This window comes from Pseudomonas sp. 7-41 (assembly GCF_021233075.1).
Lineage (GTDB): Bacteria > Pseudomonadota > Gammaproteobacteria > Pseudomonadales > Pseudomonadaceae > Aquipseudomonas > Aquipseudomonas veronii.
On record NZ_CP089551.1, the window covers coordinates 1,248,698 to 1,265,850 of the forward strand.

22 protein-coding genes are annotated in these 17,153 nt (G+C 60.3%); 12 read left to right on the forward strand and 10 right to left on the reverse strand.

Features of this window, described 5'->3' with window-relative positions; genetic code table 11:
* Both LQ249_RS05510 and LQ249_RS05515 read left to right on the forward strand, forming a co-directional pair.
* Complete coding sequence (locus tag LQ249_RS05510; protein WP_108525381.1) at positions 1–612, forward strand: superoxide dismutase; 612 nt, start codon at positions 1–3, stop codon at positions 610–612.
* Positions 613–645: 33 nt separating this feature from the next.
* Positions 646–1,539, forward strand: a complete 894-nt coding sequence (locus LQ249_RS05515; RefSeq protein ID WP_057004256.1) for a ZIP family metal transporter — start codon at positions 646–648, stop codon at positions 1,537–1,539.
* 38 nt (positions 1,540–1,577) lie between these two features.
* On the opposite strand, the gene LQ249_RS05520 is transcribed toward LQ249_RS05515, so the two are convergent.
* The 10 genes from LQ249_RS05520 to LQ249_RS05565 all read right to left on the reverse strand — a co-directional run bounded on the left by LQ249_RS05520 (position 1,578) and on the right by LQ249_RS05565 (position 8,601).
* Complete coding sequence (locus tag LQ249_RS05520) at positions 1,578–1,850, reverse strand: HPr family phosphocarrier protein (RefSeq protein ID WP_046384677.1); 273 nt, start codon at positions 1,848–1,850, stop codon at positions 1,578–1,580.
* A 16-nt stretch (positions 1,851–1,866) separates the two neighbouring features.
* Positions 1,867–2,724, reverse strand: coding sequence for an RNase adapter RapZ (gene rapZ, locus LQ249_RS05525; protein WP_017845985.1), 858 nt, complete (start codon positions 2,722–2,724; stop codon positions 1,867–1,869).
* Positions 2,725–2,726: 2 nt separating this feature from the next.
* The gene (ptsN, locus tag LQ249_RS05530; RefSeq protein WP_057004257.1) at positions 2,727–3,191 is read right to left on the reverse strand and encodes a PTS IIA-like nitrogen regulatory protein PtsN; all 465 of its coding nucleotides are present in this window, start codon (positions 3,189–3,191) and stop codon (positions 2,727–2,729) included.
* Between the two features lie 12 nt (positions 3,192–3,203).
* The gene (gene hpf, locus LQ249_RS05535; protein WP_017845983.1) at positions 3,204–3,509 is read right to left on the reverse strand and encodes a ribosome hibernation-promoting factor, HPF/YfiA family; all 306 of its coding nucleotides are present in this window, start codon (positions 3,507–3,509) and stop codon (positions 3,204–3,206) included.
* A 75-nt stretch (positions 3,510–3,584) separates the two neighbouring features.
* Complete coding sequence (locus LQ249_RS05540) at positions 3,585–5,078, reverse strand: RNA polymerase factor sigma-54 (RefSeq protein WP_026139902.1); 1,494 nt, start codon at positions 5,076–5,078, stop codon at positions 3,585–3,587.
* 197 nt (positions 5,079–5,275) lie between these two features.
* Complete coding sequence (lptB, locus tag LQ249_RS05545; RefSeq protein ID WP_017845981.1) at positions 5,276–6,001, reverse strand: LPS export ABC transporter ATP-binding protein; 726 nt, start codon at positions 5,999–6,001, stop codon at positions 5,276–5,278.
* Complete coding sequence (lptA, locus tag LQ249_RS05550; protein ID WP_046384676.1) at positions 6,001–6,534, reverse strand: lipopolysaccharide transport periplasmic protein LptA; 534 nt, start codon at positions 6,532–6,534, stop codon at positions 6,001–6,003. Before lptA ends, lptB begins: the two co-directional genes overlap by 1 nt.
* Entirely contained in the window at positions 6,521–7,093 is a 573-nt protein-coding gene (lptC, locus tag LQ249_RS05555) for an LPS export ABC transporter periplasmic protein LptC (RefSeq protein ID WP_126587539.1), read from the reverse strand. Before lptC ends, lptA begins: the two co-directional genes overlap by 14 nt.
* 8 nt (positions 7,094–7,101) lie before the next feature.
* The gene (locus LQ249_RS05560; RefSeq protein WP_017845978.1) at positions 7,102–7,626 is read right to left on the reverse strand and encodes a KdsC family phosphatase; all 525 of its coding nucleotides are present in this window, start codon (positions 7,624–7,626) and stop codon (positions 7,102–7,104) included.
* Positions 7,627–8,601: a KpsF/GutQ family sugar-phosphate isomerase gene (locus tag LQ249_RS05565; protein ID WP_017845977.1), complete on the reverse strand. Its 975-nt coding sequence runs from the start codon at positions 8,599–8,601 to the stop codon at positions 7,627–7,629.
* 314 nt (positions 8,602–8,915) lie between these two features.
* On the opposite strand from LQ249_RS05565, the gene LQ249_RS05570 reads away from it, so the two are divergent.
* The 10 genes from LQ249_RS05570 (at position 8,916) to hisC (ending at position 17,146) form a co-directional block, all read left to right on the forward strand.
* Positions 8,916–9,725, forward strand: a complete 810-nt coding sequence (locus LQ249_RS05570; RefSeq protein ID WP_003171811.1) for an ATP-binding cassette domain-containing protein — start codon at positions 8,916–8,918, stop codon at positions 9,723–9,725.
* Entirely contained in the window at positions 9,725–10,522 is a 798-nt protein-coding gene (gene mlaE, locus LQ249_RS05575) for a lipid asymmetry maintenance ABC transporter permease subunit MlaE (RefSeq protein WP_017845976.1), read from the forward strand. The genes LQ249_RS05570 and mlaE overlap by 1 nt, the downstream gene beginning before the upstream one ends.
* The gene (gene mlaD / locus LQ249_RS05580; protein WP_017845975.1) at positions 10,522–10,989 is read left to right on the forward strand and encodes an outer membrane lipid asymmetry maintenance protein MlaD; all 468 of its coding nucleotides are present in this window, start codon (positions 10,522–10,524) and stop codon (positions 10,987–10,989) included. Before mlaE ends, mlaD begins: the two co-directional genes overlap by 1 nt.
* An 11-nt stretch (positions 10,990–11,000) precedes the next feature.
* Positions 11,001–11,648, forward strand: coding sequence for an MlaC/ttg2D family ABC transporter substrate-binding protein (locus LQ249_RS05585; protein ID WP_046384674.1), 648 nt, complete (start codon positions 11,001–11,003; stop codon positions 11,646–11,648).
* A complete protein-coding gene (locus tag LQ249_RS05590) occupies positions 11,645–11,950 on the forward strand; it encodes an STAS domain-containing protein (protein WP_017845973.1) in 306 nt (101 codons plus the stop codon). Before LQ249_RS05585 ends, LQ249_RS05590 begins: the two co-directional genes overlap by 4 nt.
* A gap of 114 nt (positions 11,951–12,064) precedes the next feature.
* On the forward strand, positions 12,065–12,304 hold the full coding sequence (locus tag LQ249_RS05595) for a BolA family protein (protein WP_017845972.1): 240 nt from the start codon (positions 12,065–12,067) through the stop codon (positions 12,302–12,304).
* A gap of 23 nt (positions 12,305–12,327) precedes the next feature.
* Entirely contained in the window at positions 12,328–13,593 is a 1,266-nt protein-coding gene (gene murA / locus LQ249_RS05600) for a UDP-N-acetylglucosamine 1-carboxyvinyltransferase (protein WP_017845971.1), read from the forward strand.
* Positions 13,594–13,749: 156 nt separating this feature from the next.
* Positions 13,750–14,385 carry an ATP phosphoribosyltransferase gene (gene hisG / locus LQ249_RS05605; protein WP_017845970.1) on the forward strand — a complete coding sequence of 212 codons (636 nt, stop codon included), beginning with the start codon at positions 13,750–13,752 and terminating at the stop codon, positions 14,383–14,385.
* Between the two features lie 379 nt (positions 14,386–14,764).
* Positions 14,765–16,090 (forward strand): histidinol dehydrogenase, encoded by a 1,326-nt coding sequence (gene hisD / locus LQ249_RS05610; protein WP_232566245.1) that lies wholly within the window; start codon positions 14,765–14,767, stop codon positions 16,088–16,090.
* A gap of 3 nt (positions 16,091–16,093) precedes the next feature.
* Positions 16,094–17,146, forward strand: coding sequence for a histidinol-phosphate transaminase (hisC, locus tag LQ249_RS05615; RefSeq protein WP_057004259.1), 1,053 nt, complete (start codon positions 16,094–16,096; stop codon positions 17,144–17,146).
* Positions 17,147–17,153 lie beyond the last annotated feature (7 nt).

Below are 17,153 nucleotides of genomic sequence, written 5' to 3' on the forward strand. Positions count from 1 at the left end.
ATGCCCTACACCTTGCCTGCCTTGCCTTACGCCTACGATGCCCTGGAACCGCATATCGATGCGCAAACCATGCAAATTCACTACACCAAGCACCACCAGACTTACATCAACAACCTCAATGCCGCCGTGGAGGGCACCGAGTTTGCGGGCTGGCCGGTAGAGAAGCTGGTGTCGAGCGTCCAGCAACTGCCCGAGCAACTGCGCGCCGCGGTGATCAATCAGGGCGGTGGGCATGCCAACCACTCGTTGTTCTGGGCGGTGATGTCACCCAAAGGCGGCGGCAAACCCGATGGCGCGCTGGGCCAGGCGATCGATGAGCAACTGGGCGGTTTCGACAGCTTCAAGGAGGCCTTCACCAAGGCCGCATTGACCCGCTTCGGCAGCGGCTGGGCCTGGTTGAGCGTGACCCCGCAGAAGACCCTGGTGGTGGAGAGCAGCGGCAATCAGGACAGCCCGCTGATGAGCGGCAACACACCGATCCTCGGCCTGGATGTGTGGGAACACGCCTACTACCTGCTGTACCAGAACCGGCGTCCTGAATACATCAATGCCTTCTACAGTGTCATCAACTGGCCGGAAGTCGCCGCCCGCTACCAGGCCGCCCTGGCCTGATATCACGCCGTACAACACGACCTAAGGCCGACCATGGGTACTGAAACATTGGCGATCAGCAGCGTGCGAATGTTTCGTTACGCATTTGGCTCGCTGCTGCTATTGGCAGGTATTGCATTGCTGGTGGCTCAAGGATTCGCCTGGCTGGACTTGGAGCCACGCATCCTGCGGGCTCTGCAAGGTGGGGCGATCTGTGCGCTCGGCACCGCGTTGGGCGCCGTACCGGTGTTGGTTATCCGGCGCATGCCAGCAGCAGTGAGCGATACCTTGCTGGGCTTTGGTGCCGGCGTGATGCTCGCGGCCACGGCGTTTTCGTTGGTCGCGCCGGGCATTGCCGCCGCTGAAGGCCTGGGGCTCAGCCCTTGGGGCGCGAGTGGCTTGATCAGCATTGGCATCATGCTGGGAGCGTTCGGCTTGTACCTGGTCGATCGCAAGGTCTCCGGGGCCAGCCCGGAAATGCTGGTCGGTACGCCGGAGCATCCGGTGATCCCGCCACGTATCTGGCTGTTCGTGTTTGCCATCATCGCGCACAACATCCCGGAGGGTATGGCGGTTGGCGTGTCGGCGGGCGGCGGCATGCCGGATGCCGACAGCCTGGCCATGGGCATCGCTTTGCAGGATGTGCCCGAAGGCTTGGTGATTGCGTTGGTGCTGGCCGGAGCAGGGATGTCGCGGTTCAAGGCGTTCCTGATCGGTGCGGCTTCGGGCTTGGTCGAGCCGATATTCGCAGTGCTTTGTGCCTGGTTGGTGAGTCTGGCGCAGGTGCTGCTGCCGTTAGGCTTGGCGTTGGCTGCTGGCGCGATGCTGCTGGTGGTCACTCACGAGGTGATCCCCGAATCGCGGCGCAATGGCCATGAAAAGCTCGCCAGCCTGGGACTGTGCATCGGGTTTTGCTTGATGATGGTGATGGATACTGCATTGGGCTGAAGCTGTTGCGGCTTCAGCCTCTGTCTCGTCGGGTGGGTTTATTCACCCTCATCAAAGAAGTTATTGATCAGCTTGGTCAAGGCCGCCATCGCTTCCTGCTCTTGCTCGCCTTCGGTCTTCAAATGAATCTTGGTGCCCTTGCCGGCGGCGAGCATCATCATCGCCATGATGCTCTTGCCGTCGACCATGGTTTCCGGAGTGCGTCCAGCGCGAACCTGGCAGGGGAACTGCCCGGCAATGCCGACGAACTTGGCTGAGGCGCGGGCGTGCAGGCCCAGCTTGTTGATGATTTCAATTTCCAGAACGGGCATCGCGGGGGTGTTCCTTTCAGCTAAGGTCGCGGTGGCGAACCTGGACGTTCTTGAGGGTTTGTTGCAGCATCTGGCCCAGGCGTTCGGTCAGGTAGACGGAACGGTGGTGGCCGCCGGTGCAGCCGATGGCAATGGTGACATAGGCCCGGTTGCTGGCGGCAAAGCGCGGTAGCCATTTGAGCAGGTAGCTGGAGATGTCCTGGAACATCTCCTCGACATCCGGTTGCGCGGCCAGGTAGTCCGCCACCGGCTGATCCAGCCCCGACTGGTCCCGCAACTCCGGCTTCCAGTAAGGATTGGGCAGGCAGCGCACATCGAATACCAGATCGGCGTCCACCGGCATGCCACGCTTGAAGCCAAACGACTCGACCAGAAAGGCCGTGCCGGGCTCGGGCTGGTTCAGCAGGCGGAGCTTGATGGCATCGCGCAGTTGGTACAGGTTGAGGCTGGTGGTGTTGATCTTGAGGTCGGCGAGGTCAATGATCGGCCCCAACAGCTTGGTCTCGTCCTCGATGGCTTCGGCCAGCGAACGATGCGGGCTGCTGAGGGGGTGACGTCGACGGGTCTCGGAGAAGCGTTTGAGCAGGGTTTCTTCGTCTGCGTCCAGGTACAGCACATCACAGTGAATGTGCTTGGCGCGCACTTCCTCAAGCAGTGCCGGGAACCGCGAGAGGTGGCTGGGCAGGTTGCGGGCGTCGATCGACACGGCGACCAGCGGCTGTGCCAGTTCGGTGTGGATCAGCGCGCGCTCCGCCAACTCCGGCAGCAGGCCGGCGGGCAGGTTGTCGATGCAATAGAAGCCGTTGTCCTCAAGAACGTTGAGGGCGGTGCTTTTACCTGAGCCGGAGCGGCCACTGACGATGATCAAACGCATGATTACTGCTCGATTTGTTCAGCCAGGACAACCTGATACAACGCCTCATTGCTGCTGGCACTGCGCAGTTTGTCGCGTACTTCCTTGCGGTCAAGCATGCTGGCGATCTGCCGGAGCAGTTCCAGGTGTGCATCGGTGGCGGCTTGCGGGACCAGCAACACGAACAGCAGGTCGACCGGGGCACCGTCGATGGCGTCGAAATCGATGGGAGCGTCCAGGTGCAGCAGGGCGCTGACAGGTGTCTCGCAGCCTTTGAGGCGGCAGTGAGGAATGGCGATGCCGTTACCAAAACCGGTCGAGCCGAGTTTTTCACGGGCAATCAGAGCCTCGTAGACATCTTGCATCTCCAGCTCAGGCACTTGTTTGCTGATCAGGTTGGCAATCTGTTCGAGGGCTTTCTTCTTGCTGCCCCCCGGCGCGTTCACAAGGGAACGGCCGGGAGTCAGGATGGTTTCAAGTCGGATCATGGGTGGGGAGTGTTAGCGGCCGGTGCCCTGTAGGAGGCTCTGCTGCTTTTCCTTATGCTTTTTGATTTGGCGATCCAGCTTGTCGGTCAGGTCGTCAATGGCGGCATACATATCAGAATGCTCAGCATTGGCGACGACTTCTCCGCCGGGTATACGCAAGGTGGCTTCGATTTTCTGCTTCAGCTTTTCGACAGTCATAATGACTTGCACGTTGGTGATCTTGTCGAAATGCCCCTCAATTCGTTTGAGTTTTTCGCCGATATAGGTGCGCAGCGCGTCGGTCACTTCCAGTTGGTGTCCACTGATATTGACTTGCATACAGCTTCTCCTTCGTTGCCAGTGCATAAAGCGGCAGGCAGAGATGCCTGCCACTGGAACGCTGTGGCCTGCCCGTCACATCAAACGCTTACGCTCGCTGGAAGGCGCGATCCCAAGGGACTCGCGGTACTTGGCGACGGTTCGACGGGCGACCTGAATGCCTTGTGCCTCCAGTAAACCAGCGATCTTGCTGTCACTCAACGGCTTTTTCTGATTTTCCGCGGCAACCAGTTTTTTGATGATTGCGCGGATCGCCGTGGACGAGCATTCGCCGCCTTCGGAGGTGCTGACATGGCTGGAGAAAAAGTATTTCAGCTCATATATACCCCGTGGGGTATGCATGAATTTTTGCGTCGTTACCCGGGAAATCGTCGATTCGTGCATGCCCACCGCTTCTGCGATGTCGTGCAGGACCAGCGGTTTCATCGCTTCGTCGCCGTACTCAAGGAAGCCGCGCTGGTGCTCGACGATTTGCGTGGCCACTTTCATCAGGGTTTCGTTGCGGCTTTGCAGGCTCTTGATGAACCAGCGCGCTTCCTGCAACTGGTTGCGCATGAAGGTGTTGTCGGCGCTGGTGTCGGCGCGACGCACGAAACCGGCATATTGCGGGTTGACCCGCAGGCGCGGCACCGATTCCTGGTTCAGTTCCACCAGCCAGCGTTCGTTGTCTTTGCGCACGATCACATCGGGGACGACGTATTCGGCTTCGCTGGACTCGATCTGCGAGCCCGGGCGCGGGTTGAGGCTCTGCACCAGCTCGATGATGTGGCGCAGGTCGTCTTCCTTGAGCTTCATGCGGCGCATCAGCTGGCTGTAGTCGCGGCTGCCCAGCAGGTCGATGTAGTCGGTGACCAGGCGTTGGGCTTCAACGAGCCAAGGGGTCTTGGCGGGCAGCTGGCGCAATTGCAGCAGCAGGCACTCGCTGAGGTTGCGCGCGCCAATGCCGGCGGGCTCGAACTGCTGGATGCGGTGCAGGACGGCTTCGATCTCGTCCAGTTCGATGTCCAGTTCCGGGTCGAAGGCTTCAAGAATCTCTTCGAGGGTCTCGTCCAGATAACCCTGGTTGTTGATGCAGTCGATCAGGGTCACAGCGATCAGGCGATCGGTGTCGGACATCGGCGCCAGGTTCAATTGCCACAGCAAGTGGCTCTGCAGGCTCTCGCCGGCGGAGGTGCGGGTGGTGAAATCCCACTCGTCGTCATCATTGCTGGGCAGGCTGCTGGCGCTGGTCTGGTAGACGTCTTCCCAGGCGGTGTCCACGGGAAGTTCGTTGGGAATACGTTCGTTCCATTCGCCTTCCTCCAGGTTGTCCACCGTAGGGGCGGTTTCCTGGTAAGAGGGTTCCTGCACGTCGGAATTGGGTTTTTGCTCGATGTTGTCGGCCAGCGGGTCTGCATTATCGAAGTCGTCGCCTTCTTCCTGGCGTTCGAGCATCGGATTGGACTCCAGGGCTTCCTGGATTTCCTGTTGCAGGTCCAGTGTCGACAATTGGAGCAGGCGGATGGCCTGTTGCAGCTGCGGTGTCATCGTCAGCTGCTGGCCCATTCTCAGGACTAGCGATGGTTTCATGGCAGGGGCTTAACACCTTATTCGCCGGCGCAATGCGCCATCCACGACAGGGCGCGTGAGCGCCAAACATAAGCAAATTATATGCCTGATATCGGGGGCTTTGCCTAGAGCGCGGTAACAATAAAAATCCGGAGGTTTTCATTGACTCCCGCGCACCTTGGCGAACGGCCTGCCACCGCCTTTTTTTCCAGGCAGGCTTACAGGCGGAACTCGTGGCCCAGATACACTTCCTTGACCAGTTCGTTGGCCAGGATCGTGGCCGAATCGCCTTCGGCAATCAGTTGCCCATCGTTGACGATATACGCGGTTTCGCAGATATCGAGGGTCTCGCGGACGTTGTGGTCGGTGATCAGTACACCGATGCCCTTGGCCTTGAGGTGATGGATGATCTGCTTGATGTCGCCGACCGAGATCGGGTCGACACCGGCAAACGGTTCGTCCAGCAGGATGAACTTCGGTGCAGTGGCCAGGGCGCGGGCAATCTCCACGCGGCGGCGTTCACCACCGGACAAGCTCATGCCGAGGTTGTCGCGAATGTGGTTGATGTGGAATTCCTGCAGCAGGCTTTCCAGCTCCTTGCGGCGGCCGTCGCGGTCGAGTTCCTTGCGGGTCTCGAGGATCGCCATGATGTTATCGGCAACCGACAGTTTGCGGAAGATCGACGCTTCCTGGGGAAGATAGCCGATACCGGCGCGCGCACGGCCGTGCATCGGCTGGTGGCTGACGTCGAGGTCGTCGATCAGGATGCGACCTTGGTCCGCCTGGACCAGGCCGACGATCATATAGAAACAGGTGGTCTTGCCGGCACCGTTGGGGCCAAGCAGGCCGACGATCTGGCCGCTGTCGATCGACAGGCTGACGTCGCGCACGACCTGACGGCCTTTATAGGCCTTGGCCAGATGCTGGGCTTTCAGGGTTGCCATTACTCGGCCTTCTTCTTCGGCTGGATAACCATGTCGATACGTGGACGCGGCGCAGTCACCTTGGTGCCGTTGGCGCGACCGGCGTTGGCAACCTGCTTCACGGTGTCATAGGTGATTTTTTCACCTTCCGTGGAGTTGCCGTCGGGGCTGAGTACCTTGGCCTGGTCGATCAGCACGATGCGATTTTGCTGGGCGTGGTACTGGATGGTTTTGCCGTAGCCCTTCATCGGGGCGGTGTCGGTGGCAGCCTGCTTCTGTTCGAAGTAGGCCAGGTTGCCCACCGAAGTCACGACGTCAATGTCGCCAGCAGGGGTGCGAGTCAGCGTCACCGTGTTGCCGGTGATCTTCATCGAGCCCTGGGTAATGATCACACCGCCGGTGTAGGTCGCGACGCCTTGCTTGTCATCGAGCTGTGCATCGTCGGCCGAAATGTGGATCGGTTGCTGGCTATCGTTCGGCAGAGCCCAGGCGCTCACGCTTCCCAGTGCTGCGCCCAGACTGAGCAAAATAGGGAGGGTTTTAACGAGCCTCATACTGTCCTCTTACGTTCGATAGCAGGTGTATCCTGCTTTCTTTCAAATACGCTTTCATTCCCTTGCCAGTCGATACACCGCCAGCGCCGTCGATTCTAACGTCTTGCTCGGTCTGCGCATATTGCTTCTGTGGGAATACGGTCATGCGACTGCTGGTGATGATGGTGTCGCGGTTCTGTGCGTCGGTCCGTGCGACGCGCACTGAGTCGATCAGTTCCACTTCGGTGCCGTCCGGGTTGACTTCGCCATGCTTGCTGGTGACGTGCCAGGGGAATTCGGTGCCGCGATACAGATTCAAATCGGGGTTGGTCAGCAGGGTCACTTCGGACGCTTTCAGGTGCTCGACCTTGTCCGAGTTCATTTCATACTGCACCTTGCCATCGGGCAGGAACTGCACGCTGTAGGCATTGGTGGCGTAATAGTCGATAGCGCCTTGGTCAACCTGCGCCACAGGCTGGTCGAGAAAGCGCTCCGGGCTGATATTCCAGTAGCCAACCGCCAGGAGCAGCGCGGCGATGACCCCGAATAGCAGGAAGTTGCGAATCTTTTTGCTCAGCATAAAACGCTCTATAGGTAGGCGGCGTGGGCCGCTTCAAGGCTGCCCTGGGCACGCAGGATCAACTCGCAGAACTCGCGGGCGGCGCCTTCGCCGCCACGGGCCGTGGTGATGCCGTGGGCATGCTCGCGAACAAATGCCGCCGCATTGGCGACAGCCATGCCCAGGCCCACCCGGCGGATCACCGGCAGGTCGGGCAGGTCGTCGCCCAGGTAGGCAACCTGCTCATAGCTTAGGTTCAGTTGGCCAAGAAGCTCGTCCAGAACGACTAGTTTATCCTCCCTGCCTTGATACAGGTGAGGAATCCCCAGGTTTTGTGCGCGGCGTTCCACAACCGGGGTTTTCCGACCGCTGATAATCGCGGTTTGCACGCCCGCCGCCATGAGCATCTTGATGCCCTGGCCGTCGAGGGTGTTGAACGACTTGAATTCGCTGCCGTCCTCGAGGAAGTACAGGCGGCCATCGGTCAGCACGCCGTCAACGTCGAAAATCGCCAATTTGATGTGCTTGCCGCGTTGCAACAGGTCGCTGGTCATTTACATCACTCCCGCACGCAGCAAGTCGTGCATGTTCAGGGCGCCGATCGGGCGGTCATTGCCATCGACCACCACCAGCGCGCCGATCTTATGGTCTTCCATGATCTTCAGGGCTTCGGCCGCCAGCATTTCTGCGCGTGCAGTCTTGCCGTGGGGAGTCATCACCGCATCGATGGTGGCGGTGTGGATATCAATAGTGCGGTCCAGGGTGCGGCGCAGGTCACCGTCGGTGAATACGCCGGCCAGGCGTCCGTCGGCTTCCAGGATCACGGTCATGCCCAGGCCCTTGCGGGTCATCTCCATGAGTGCGTCCTTCAGCAGGGTGCCGCGCTGTACGTGGGGCAGTTCATCGCCGGAATGCATGACGTTTTCCACTTTCAGCAGCAGGCGTCGGCCCAGTGCGCCGCCCGGATGGGAAAACGCGAAGTCTTCCGCCGTAAACCCACGTGCTTCCAGCAGCGCCACGGCCAGGGCATCGCCCATGACCAGCGCGGCGGTGGTGGAAGAGGTTGGCGCCAGGTTCAGCGGGCAGGCCTCAGCGGTCACATGAACATTCAGGTTCACTTCGGCGGCCTTGGCCAGCGTCGACTCCGGGTTGCCGGTGATGCTGATCATCTGGATGCCCAGGCGTTTGATCAACGGCAGCAAGGTCACGATTTCGTTGGTGGTGCCGGAGTTGGACAGTGCAAGGATGATGTCATCCTTGGTGATCATGCCCATGTCGCCGTGGCTGGCTTCGGCCGGGTGGACGAAAAACGCCGTGGTCCCGGTGCTTGCCAGGGTGGCGGCGATCTTGTTGCCGACGTGACCGGACTTGCCCATGCCGACCACGACAACGCGGCCTTTGCTGGCCAGAATCATCTCGCAGGCGCGTACGAAATCCACGTCGATATGGGCCAGCAAGCCTTCTACGGCTTCAAGCTCGAGGCGGATGGTGCGTTGTGCGGATTGGATAAGATCGCTGGATTGGCTCATGTCTGAAATCGTATAGCCTGACGAAAAGTCGGCGATTATAGCGGTAATGATCAATTCCCTCACGCAAGTTCGTCAGCCTTTAGTCGTCAGGCGCTTCAGATTCATTCCTCGGTAACATAGTCGGCAACTATTTTTCCCTGTCTCCAATCTGAACAAGCGCTGTTCCGGCCTTGGGGGCTCCGCACCAGCAGTGATATAGTTCGCCGCCAGTTCGGTCCGCCCAGCCCATGTGGCTAACTGTTGTTGCGCAACCGTTGCAAACGTTTGTCGCCAACGTGGTGTCTGAGTGAGAGGCTGCATCCCAAGGAGTTTAGATGAGTGCCGATAACGCCTACGCGGTCGAGCTGAAGGGCCTTACCTTCAAGCGCGGGACGCGCAGCATCTTCAATAACGTCGATATTCGCATTCCCCGCGGTAAGGTCACGGGCATCATGGGGCCTTCCGGTTGCGGCAAGACCACCCTGTTGCGCTTGATGGGCATGCAATTGCGCCCCAGTGCCGGTGAAGTGTGGGTCAACGGCCAGAACCTGCCGACGTTGTCGCGCAGCGATCTGTTCGATGCGCGCAAGCACATGGGGGTGCTGTTCCAGAGCGGTGCGTTGTTCACCGACCTCGATGTGTTCGAGAACGTAGCGTTTCCGCTGCGGGTACATACCCAACTGTCCGACGAGATGATTCGTGACATTGTGTTGCTGAAGCTGCAGGCCGTGGGCCTTCGCGGCGCCATCGACCTGATGCCGGATGAACTGTCCGGCGGCATGAAGCGTCGTGTCGCCCTGGCGCGTGCCATTGCCCTCGATCCGCAGATTCTCATGTATGACGAACCCTTCGTGGGCCAGGACCCGATCGCCATGGGTGTGCTGGTGCGCCTGATCCGCCTGCTCAACGATGCGTTGGGGATCACCAGTATCGTGGTCTCCCACGACCTGGCCGAAACCGCGAGCATCGCCGACTACCTCTATGTAGTCGGTGATGGCCAGGTGCTGGGGCAGGGTACGCCGGAAGAACTGATGAACGCCGACAACCCGCGCATTCGCCAATTCATGACCGGCGATCCCGATGGCCCGGTGCCTTTTCATTTTCCGGCAGCGGACTACCGCTCAGATCTTCTGGGGAAGCGCTGATGCGCAAGACATCTCTTATCGAAAAGGTGCGCCTTTTCGGGCGTTCCGGCATCGACATCATCGAAGTGCTCGGACGTTCGACGATATTCCTGTTTCACGCCTTGCTCGGCCGTGGCGGCATTGGCGGCAGCTTCGGCCTGCTGATCAAGCAACTGCACTCCGTTGGTGTGATGTCCCTGGTGATCATCGTGGTTTCCGGGGTTTTCATCGGCATGGTGCTGGCGTTGCAGGGCTTCAATATCCTGTCCAGCTACGGCTCGGAGCAGGCGGTGGGGCAGATGGTCGCCCTGACGCTGTTGCGTGAACTCGGCCCGGTCGTCACGGCCCTGTTGTTCGCCGGGCGTGCCGGTTCCGCGCTGACCGCCGAAATCGGCAACATGAAGTCCACCGAGCAGTTGTCCAGCCTCGAGATGATCGGCGTGGACCCGCTCAAGTACATTGTTGCCCCGCGCCTGTGGGCCGGCTTCATTTCCCTGCCGCTGCTGGCGATGATCTTCAGCGTGGTGGGTATCTGGGGCGGTTCGTGGGTGGCGGTGGACTGGCTGGGGGTCTATGAAGGCTCCTACTGGTCCAACATGCAAAACAGCGTGAACTTCAGCGGCGATGTGTTCAATGGCATCATTAAGAGCATTGTCTTCGCCTTTGTCGTGACCTGGATCGCCGTATTCCAAGGCTATGACTGTGAGCCCACTTCAGAAGGGATCAGTCGCGCCACCACCAAGACCGTTGTGTACGCCTCGCTGGCGGTACTGGGCCTTGACTTTATTTTGACCGCCTTGATGTTTGGAGATTTCTGATGCAAAACCGCACTGTGGAAATCGGTGTCGGCCTTTTCTTGCTGGCTGGCATCCTGGCTTTACTGTTGCTGGCCCTGCGAGTCAGCGGCCTTTCGGCCAGCCCCACCGCCGATACCTATAAACTTTACGCGTACTTCGACAATATCGCGGGTTTGACTGTCAGAGCTAAAGTGACCATGGCCGGTGTAACCATCGGCAAGGTCACGGCGATCGATCTGGACCGCGACAGCTTCACCGGGCGTGTGACGATGCAACTGGACAAGAAGGTCGATAATCTGCCGACTGACTCCACGGCATCTATCCTCACCGCGGGTCTGCTGGGCGAGAAATACATCGGTATCAGCGTAGGCGGGGAAACCGCTCTGCTCAAGGATGGTTCGACCATCCACGACACGCAGTCGTCGCTGGTGCTTGAGGACCTGATCGGTAAATTCCTGCTCAATACGGTCAATAAAGACGCTAAATGAGGAATCTGTTCATGATCTCTACCTTGCGACGTGGTCTGCTGGTACTGCTTGCAGCACTGCCGTTGATGGCCAACGCGGCAGGTTCTGCGCACGAACTGGTGCAGGACACGACCAGCAGAATGCTGGCTGACCTGAAGGCCAATAAAGAACAGTACAAGCAAGACCCTACCAAGTTCTACGACTCGCTCAACACCATTGTCGGCCCGGTCGTGGATGCCGAAGGCATTTCGCGCAGCATCATGACGGTGAAGTATTCGCGCAAGGCGACGCCTGCGCAGATGCAGACATTCCAGGAAAACTTCAAGAAGGGCCTGTTTCAGTTCTACGGCAACGCCCTGCTCGAGTACAACAACCAGGGGATCACTGTCGACCCTGCCAAGGATGAGTCGGGCGATCGCACCAGCGTCGGCATGACCGTCAAGGGCAGCAACGGCGCCATCTATCCAGTGCAATACACTCTGGAGAAGGTCAGCGGTGAGTGGAAGCTGCGTAACGTGATCATCAACGGCATCAACATCGGCAAACTGTTCCGTGATCAGTTCGCCGACGCGATGCAGCGCAATGGCAACGACCTCGACAAGACCATCAATGGTTGGGCCGGTGAAGTGGCCAAGGCCAAGGAAGAGACCGATAAAGCCGCCGGGAAGCCCGCGCAATGACCGAGGCGGCTGTTCGTATCGGCGATGCCGGCGAGTTGTTCCTCAGCGGCGTGCTGGATTACCGCACCGGGCCCGACCTGCGCAAGCAGGGGCAGGCGCTGATCCAGGCGAGCACCGCACCGTCGCTGGTGCTCGATTGCTCGGCGGTGACCAAGTCCAGCAGCGTCGGCTTGTCGTTGCTGCTGTGCTTCATGCGCGACGCCGAGGCGGCCAAAAAGCCGGTGAGCATTCGTGCGTTGCCCGATGACATGCGTGAAATTGCCGACGTTTCCGGTCTGACCGAGCTGTTGGCGCATCCTTAATACACATATTCAAGAAAGCCCCCCGTCAGAGTCCTGCTATGCGGGGTTCGCAGGCGCGGGGCTTTTTTGTATGATGTGCGACCCGCGCGCACTGGGCGCCGATAGAGGTTGAGCATGCAGGCCCTAGAAGTTAAGAGCTTCCTTGAAGGAAAGCTGCCGGAAACGAACGTAGAAGTTGAAGGCGAAGGCTGCAACTTCCAGCTGAATGTGATTAGCGATGAACTGGCGGCATTGAGCCCGGTCAAGCGTCAACAGCAGGTCTATGCCCATTTGAACCCGTGGATCACCGATGGCAGCATCCATGCGGTCACTATGAAATTTTTCAGCCGCGCGGCCTGGGCCGAGCGCACCTGAGCCCCCAAGGCGTCGAGATTCTTATGGATAAATTGATTATTACCGGTGGTGCCCGCCTTGATGGCGAGATCCGCATTTCCGGTGCGAAAAACTCCGCCTTGCCGATCCTGGCAGCGACCTTGCTGTGTGATGGCCCTGTGACCGTGGCCAACCTGCCGCACCTGCACGACATCACCACCATGATCGAACTGTTCGGTCGCATGGGCATTGAGCCGGTGATCGACGAAAAACTGTCGGTTGAAATCGACCCGCGCACCATCAAGACCCTGATCGCCCCGTATGAGCTGGTGAAAACCATGCGTGCGTCGATCCTGGTGCTCGGCCCGATGGTTGCCCGTTTCGGCGAAGCCGAAGTGGCCTTGCCTGGCGGTTGCGCGATCGGTTCGCGTCCGGTCGACCTGCACATCCGTGGCCTTGAAGCCATGGGCGCCACCATCGACGTCGAAGGCGGCTACATCAAGGCCAAGGCGCCGGAAGGCGGCCTGCGTGGCGCCAACTTCTTCTTTGATACCGTCAGCGTGACCGGTACCGAGAACATCATGATGGCCGCTGCCCTGGCCAACGGCCGCAGCGTTTTGCAAAACGCCGCGCGCGAGCCGGAAGTGGTCGACCTGGCCAACTTCCTGATCGCCATGGGCGCCAATATCAGCGGCGCCGGCACCGACACCATCACCGTCGAAGGTGTAAAACGCCTGCATTCGGCCACCTACAAGGTGATGCCGGACCGCATCGAGACCGGGACCTACCTGGTTGCCGCCGCCGTCACCGGTGGCCGCGTCAAGGTCAAGGACACTGATCCGACCATCCTTGAGTCCGTGCTGGAAAAACTCAAGGAAGCCGGCGCTGAAATCACCACCGGTGAAGATTGGATCGAGCTGAACATGCACGGCAAGCGGCCAAAAGCCGTCAACGTGCGGACCGCTCCGTACCCGGCGTTCCCGACCGACATGCAAGCGCAGTTCATCTCCCTGAACGCGATTGCCGAAGGCACCGGCGCTGTGATCGAGACCATCTTCGAAAACCGCTTCATGCACGTGTACGAACTGCACCGCATGGGCGCGAAGATCCAGGTCGAAGGCAACACGGCCATCGTGACCGGCATCGACAAGCTCAAGGGCGCGCCCGTCATGGCCACCGACCTGCGGGCTTCGGCCAGCCTGGTGATCTCCGCGCTGTGCGCAGAGGGCGACACCCTGATCGACCGCATCTACCACATTGACCGTGGCTACGAGTGCATCGAAGAAAAACTGCAGATGCTCGGCGCGAAGATCCGCCGCGTACCGGGCTAGTCCCCGCTGCACGGGCGCAGGGATGCGCCCGCCCGGGGTGTGCAATTGCGTATTCCGGCTGAATGTGTTTCAAATCGAGGCTGTAATGGCCTCGATCTGTGTCTGGCGCCGTTTGCGACCAGACCGCAATAGCCTGATGAAGGACTGACGTTTCCCATGTTGACCATCGCACTGTCCAAGGGCCGCATCCTTGACGACACTTTGCCGCTTCTGGCTGAAGCGGGCATCGTGCCGACCGAGAATCCGGACAAGAGCCGCAAGCTGATCATCCCTACGACCCAGGACGACGTTCGTCTGCTGATCGTGCGGGCTACCGATGTGCCGACCTATGTTGAACACGGTGCCGCCGACCTGGGTGTCGCCGGTAAAGACGTATTGATGGAATACGGCGGCCAGGGCCTGTACGAGCCGTTGGACCTGCGTATTGCCCTGTGCAAGCTGATGACCGCCGGCCGTGTCGGTGATGTCGAGCCTAAAGGTCGCCTGCGGGTGGCCACCAAGTTCGTCAATATCGCCAAGCGTTACTACGCCGAGCAAGGCCGTCAGGTCGATATCATCAAGCTGTACGGCTCGATGGAGCTGGCGCCGCTGATTGGCCTGGCCGACAAGATCATCGACGTGGTCGACACCGGCAACACCCTGCGCGCCAACGGCCTGGAGCCCCAGGATTTCATTGCTGACATCAGCTCCCGGCTGATCGTCAACAAGGCATCGATGAAGATGCAGCACGCGCGTATCCAGGCGTTGATCGACACCCTGCGCAACGCAGTGGAGTCTCGACACCGCGGTTGACTCACCCGCGTAGCCAAACGGCTGCGCCCGTCTATCCGCCTCATAGCCAGAATTCTCAGGTGCCCAAGCGGAAACGACTGCTGGGAAGGTGCGCTGACGTTCAATAACGAATCGCGCCTTACCCCAAAAGGCAAGTTATGTTAGTAGAAGATTTTTTTTCAATACCTAGCGACGCGTAGCAGCCTGCCTTTTGAGGCAAGGCTCTACGCGTTGGTACTGTGGCCGCGCCATGCCGCGTTGCGGGACTTGGTAAGGAAACAAACCCTTACCGGCGTCCCGCGCCTTGCCTGGCACGGCCACAGCACCAACGCGATTCGTTATTGAACGTCAGCGCACCTTCGGGCGCCTGAGTTTTTGCCAATCCTATGAGGCCCTCGCTATGACCACGTCCACTGCAATTGCCCGACTCAACGCTGCCGACCCGGATTTCGCCCATCATCTGGATCATCTGCTGAGTTGGGAAAGCGTGTCCGACGACTCGGTCAACCAGCGGGTGCTCGATATCATCAAGGCCGTGCGCGAGCGCGGTGACGCCGCGTTGGTGGATTTCACCCGCCAGTTCGACGGCCTGGACGTCAAGTCCATGTCGGACCTGATCCTGCCCCGCGAACGCTTGGAGCTGGCCCTGACGCGCATCACCGCGCCGCAGCGCGAAGCCCTGGAACTCGCGGCGGTGCGGGTGCGCAGCTACCACGAAAAACAGAAACAGGATTCCTGGAGCTACACCGAGGCCGACGGCACCGTATTGGGCCAGAAGGTCACGCCGCTGGACCGCGCCGGCCTGTATGTGCCGGGCGGTAAAGCCTCGTACCCCTCGTCGGTATTGATGAACGCGATTCCCGCCAAGGTGGCCGGAGTGACCGAAGTGGTCATGGTGGTGCCGACCCCGCGCGGAGAGATCAACGAGCTGGTCCTCGCGGCCGCCTGCATCGCCGGGGTCGACCGCGTGTTCACCATCGGCGGCGCCCAGGCTGTCGCGGCGTTGGCCTACGGCACCGAAAGCGTGCCGATGGTCGACAAAGTGGTCGGCCCCGGCAACATCTATGTCGCCACCGCCAAGCGCCATGTATTTGGCCAGGTCGGTATCGACATGATCGCCGGTCCTTCGGAAATCCTCGTGGTGTGTGATGGCCAGACCGACCCGGACTGGATCGCCATGGACCTGTTTTCCCAGGCTGAGCACGACGAAGACGCCCAGGCGATTCTGGTCAGTCCAGATGCCGAGTTCCTCGACAAAGTCGCCGCCAGCATCAACAAGCTGCTGCCGACCATGGACCGCGCCGAGATCATCGAGAAGTCGATCAATGGCCGTGGTGCGTTGATCCTGGTGCGCGACATGGAGCAGGCCATCGAAGTGGCCAACCGCATCGCGCCGGAACACCTGGAATTGTCCGTGGCCGACCCACAGGCCTGGCTGCCGTCGATTCGTCACGCGGGCGCGATCTTCATGGGCCGTCACACCAGCGAAGCCCTGGGCGACTACTGCGCGGGCCCCAACCACGTGTTGCCGACCTCCGGCACCGCGCGCTTCTCCTCGCCGCTGGGGGTGTACGACTTCCAGAAGCGTTCGTCGATCATCTTCTGCTCGCCACAAGGCGCTTCCGAGTTGGGCAAGACCGCCTCGGTACTGGCCCGTGGCGAATCCTTGAGCGCCCACGCCCGGAGCGCCGAATACCGCATCCTTGAAGACAATAAGGGGAACTGAGACATGAGCAAATTCTGGAGCCCCTTCGTCAAGGAGCTGGTGCCTTACGTACCCGGTGAACAGCCCAAGTTGACCAAGCTGGTCAAGCTCAACACCAACGAAAACCCCTACGGCCCGTCGCCCAAGGCGCTGGCGGCCATGCAGGTCGAGTTGAGCGACAATCTGCGCCTGTACCCGGACCCCAACAGCGACCTGCTCAAGCAGGCCGTGGCCCGCTATTACGGGATCGACGCCGGTAAAGTGTTCCTCGGCAACGGTTCCGACGAAGTCCTGGCACACATCTTCCACGCGCTGTTCCAGCACGACTCGCCGCTGCTGTTCCCGGATATCAGCTACAGCTTCTATCCGGTGTACTGCGGCCTTTACGGCATCAAATTCGACGCGGTGCCGCTGGATGAGCAGTTCCAGATCCGCGCGGCGGACTACGCCAGGCCGAACGGCGGGATCATCTTCCCCAACCCGAACGCGCCGACCGGCTGCGTGCTGGCCCTGGACGCGGTGGAGCAGATCCTCAAGGCCAGCCCGGATTCGGTGGTGGTGGTGGATGAAGCCTACGTCGACTTCGGTGGCGAAACTGCCATCAGCCTGGTGGATCGCTACCCGAACCTGCTGGTCACCCAGACCTTGTCCAAATCGCGCTCACTGGCCGGTTTGCGCGTGGGCCTGGCCGTGGGCCACCCGGACCTGATCGAGGCGCTGGAGCGGGTCAAGAACAGCTTCAACTCCTATCCGCTCGATCGCCTGGCGATTGTCGGCGCAGCGGCGGCGTTCGACGACCGCGAGTACTTCGAGAAGACATGTCGGTGGGTGATCGACAGCCGCAACAAGGTCGTCGCGCAATTGGAAGGCAAGGGCTTTGAAGTGTTGCCATCGGCTGCGAACTTCATCTTCGCCCGCCACCCACGGCACGACGCCGCCGGCCTGGCGGCCAAGTTGCGTGAGCAGGGCGTGATCGTGCGGCACTTCAAGCAGGCGCGGATTGATCAGTTCCTGCGGATCAGCATCGGTACGGCGGAGCAGAACCAGGCGCTGATCGATGGCCTAGGCGAGCTCTAAGTCACAC

What these genes read in the sequence shown, in the direction of transcription:
- hisC (WP_057004259.1), top strand. Translation starts at nt 16,094, where the DNA reads ATGAGCAAATTCTGGAGCCCCTTCGTCAAGGAGCTGGTGCCTTACGTA.
- hisD (WP_232566245.1), top strand. Translation starts at nt 14,765, where the DNA reads ATGACCACGTCCACTGCAATTGCCCGACTCAACGCTGCCGACCCGGAT.
- LQ249_RS05595 (WP_017845972.1), top strand. Translation starts at nt 12,065, where the DNA reads ATGCAGGCCCTAGAAGTTAAGAGCTTCCTTGAAGGAAAGCTGCCGGAA.
- lptB (WP_017845981.1), bottom strand. Translation starts at nt 6,001, where the DNA reads ATGGCAACCCTGAAAGCCCAGCATCTGGCCAAGGCCTATAAAGGCCGT.
- LQ249_RS05560 (WP_017845978.1), bottom strand. Translation starts at nt 7,626, where the DNA reads ATGACCAGCGACCTGTTGCAACGCGGCAAGCACATCAAATTGGCGATT.
- hisG (WP_017845970.1), top strand. Translation starts at nt 13,750, where the DNA reads ATGTTGACCATCGCACTGTCCAAGGGCCGCATCCTTGACGACACTTTG.
- LQ249_RS05570 (WP_003171811.1), top strand. Translation starts at nt 8,916, where the DNA reads ATGAGTGCCGATAACGCCTACGCGGTCGAGCTGAAGGGCCTTACCTTC.
- LQ249_RS05540 (WP_026139902.1), bottom strand. Translation starts at nt 5,078, where the DNA reads ATGAAACCATCGCTAGTCCTGAGAATGGGCCAGCAGCTGACGATGACA.
- murA (WP_017845971.1), top strand. Translation starts at nt 12,328, where the DNA reads ATGGATAAATTGATTATTACCGGTGGTGCCCGCCTTGATGGCGAGATC.
- LQ249_RS05590 (WP_017845973.1), top strand. Translation starts at nt 11,645, where the DNA reads ATGACCGAGGCGGCTGTTCGTATCGGCGATGCCGGCGAGTTGTTCCTC.
- LQ249_RS05565 (WP_017845977.1), bottom strand. Translation starts at nt 8,601, where the DNA reads ATGAGCCAATCCAGCGATCTTATCCAATCCGCACAACGCACCATCCGC.
- hpf (WP_017845983.1), bottom strand. Translation starts at nt 3,509, where the DNA reads ATGCAAGTCAATATCAGTGGACACCAACTGGAAGTGACCGACGCGCTG.
- mlaD (WP_017845975.1), top strand. Translation starts at nt 10,522, where the DNA reads ATGCAAAACCGCACTGTGGAAATCGGTGTCGGCCTTTTCTTGCTGGCT.
- LQ249_RS05510 (WP_108525381.1), top strand. Translation starts at nt 1, where the DNA reads ATGCCCTACACCTTGCCTGCCTTGCCTTACGCCTACGATGCCCTGGAA.
- LQ249_RS05515 (WP_057004256.1), top strand. Translation starts at nt 646, where the DNA reads ATGGGTACTGAAACATTGGCGATCAGCAGCGTGCGAATGTTTCGTTAC.
- lptA (WP_046384676.1), bottom strand. Translation starts at nt 6,534, where the DNA reads ATGAGGCTCGTTAAAACCCTCCCTATTTTGCTCAGTCTGGGCGCAGCA.
- rapZ (WP_017845985.1), bottom strand. Translation starts at nt 2,724, where the DNA reads ATGCGTTTGATCATCGTCAGTGGCCGCTCCGGCTCAGGTAAAAGCACC.
- mlaE (WP_017845976.1), top strand. Translation starts at nt 9,725, where the DNA reads ATGCGCAAGACATCTCTTATCGAAAAGGTGCGCCTTTTCGGGCGTTCC.
- LQ249_RS05520 (WP_046384677.1), bottom strand. Translation starts at nt 1,850, where the DNA reads ATGCCCGTTCTGGAAATTGAAATCATCAACAAGCTGGGCCTGCACGCC.
- lptC (WP_126587539.1), bottom strand. Translation starts at nt 7,093, where the DNA reads ATGCTGAGCAAAAAGATTCGCAACTTCCTGCTATTCGGGGTCATCGCC.
- ptsN (WP_057004257.1), bottom strand. Translation starts at nt 3,191, where the DNA reads ATGATCCGACTTGAAACCATCCTGACTCCCGGCCGTTCCCTTGTGAAC.
- LQ249_RS05585 (WP_046384674.1), top strand. Translation starts at nt 11,001, where the DNA reads ATGATCTCTACCTTGCGACGTGGTCTGCTGGTACTGCTTGCAGCACTG.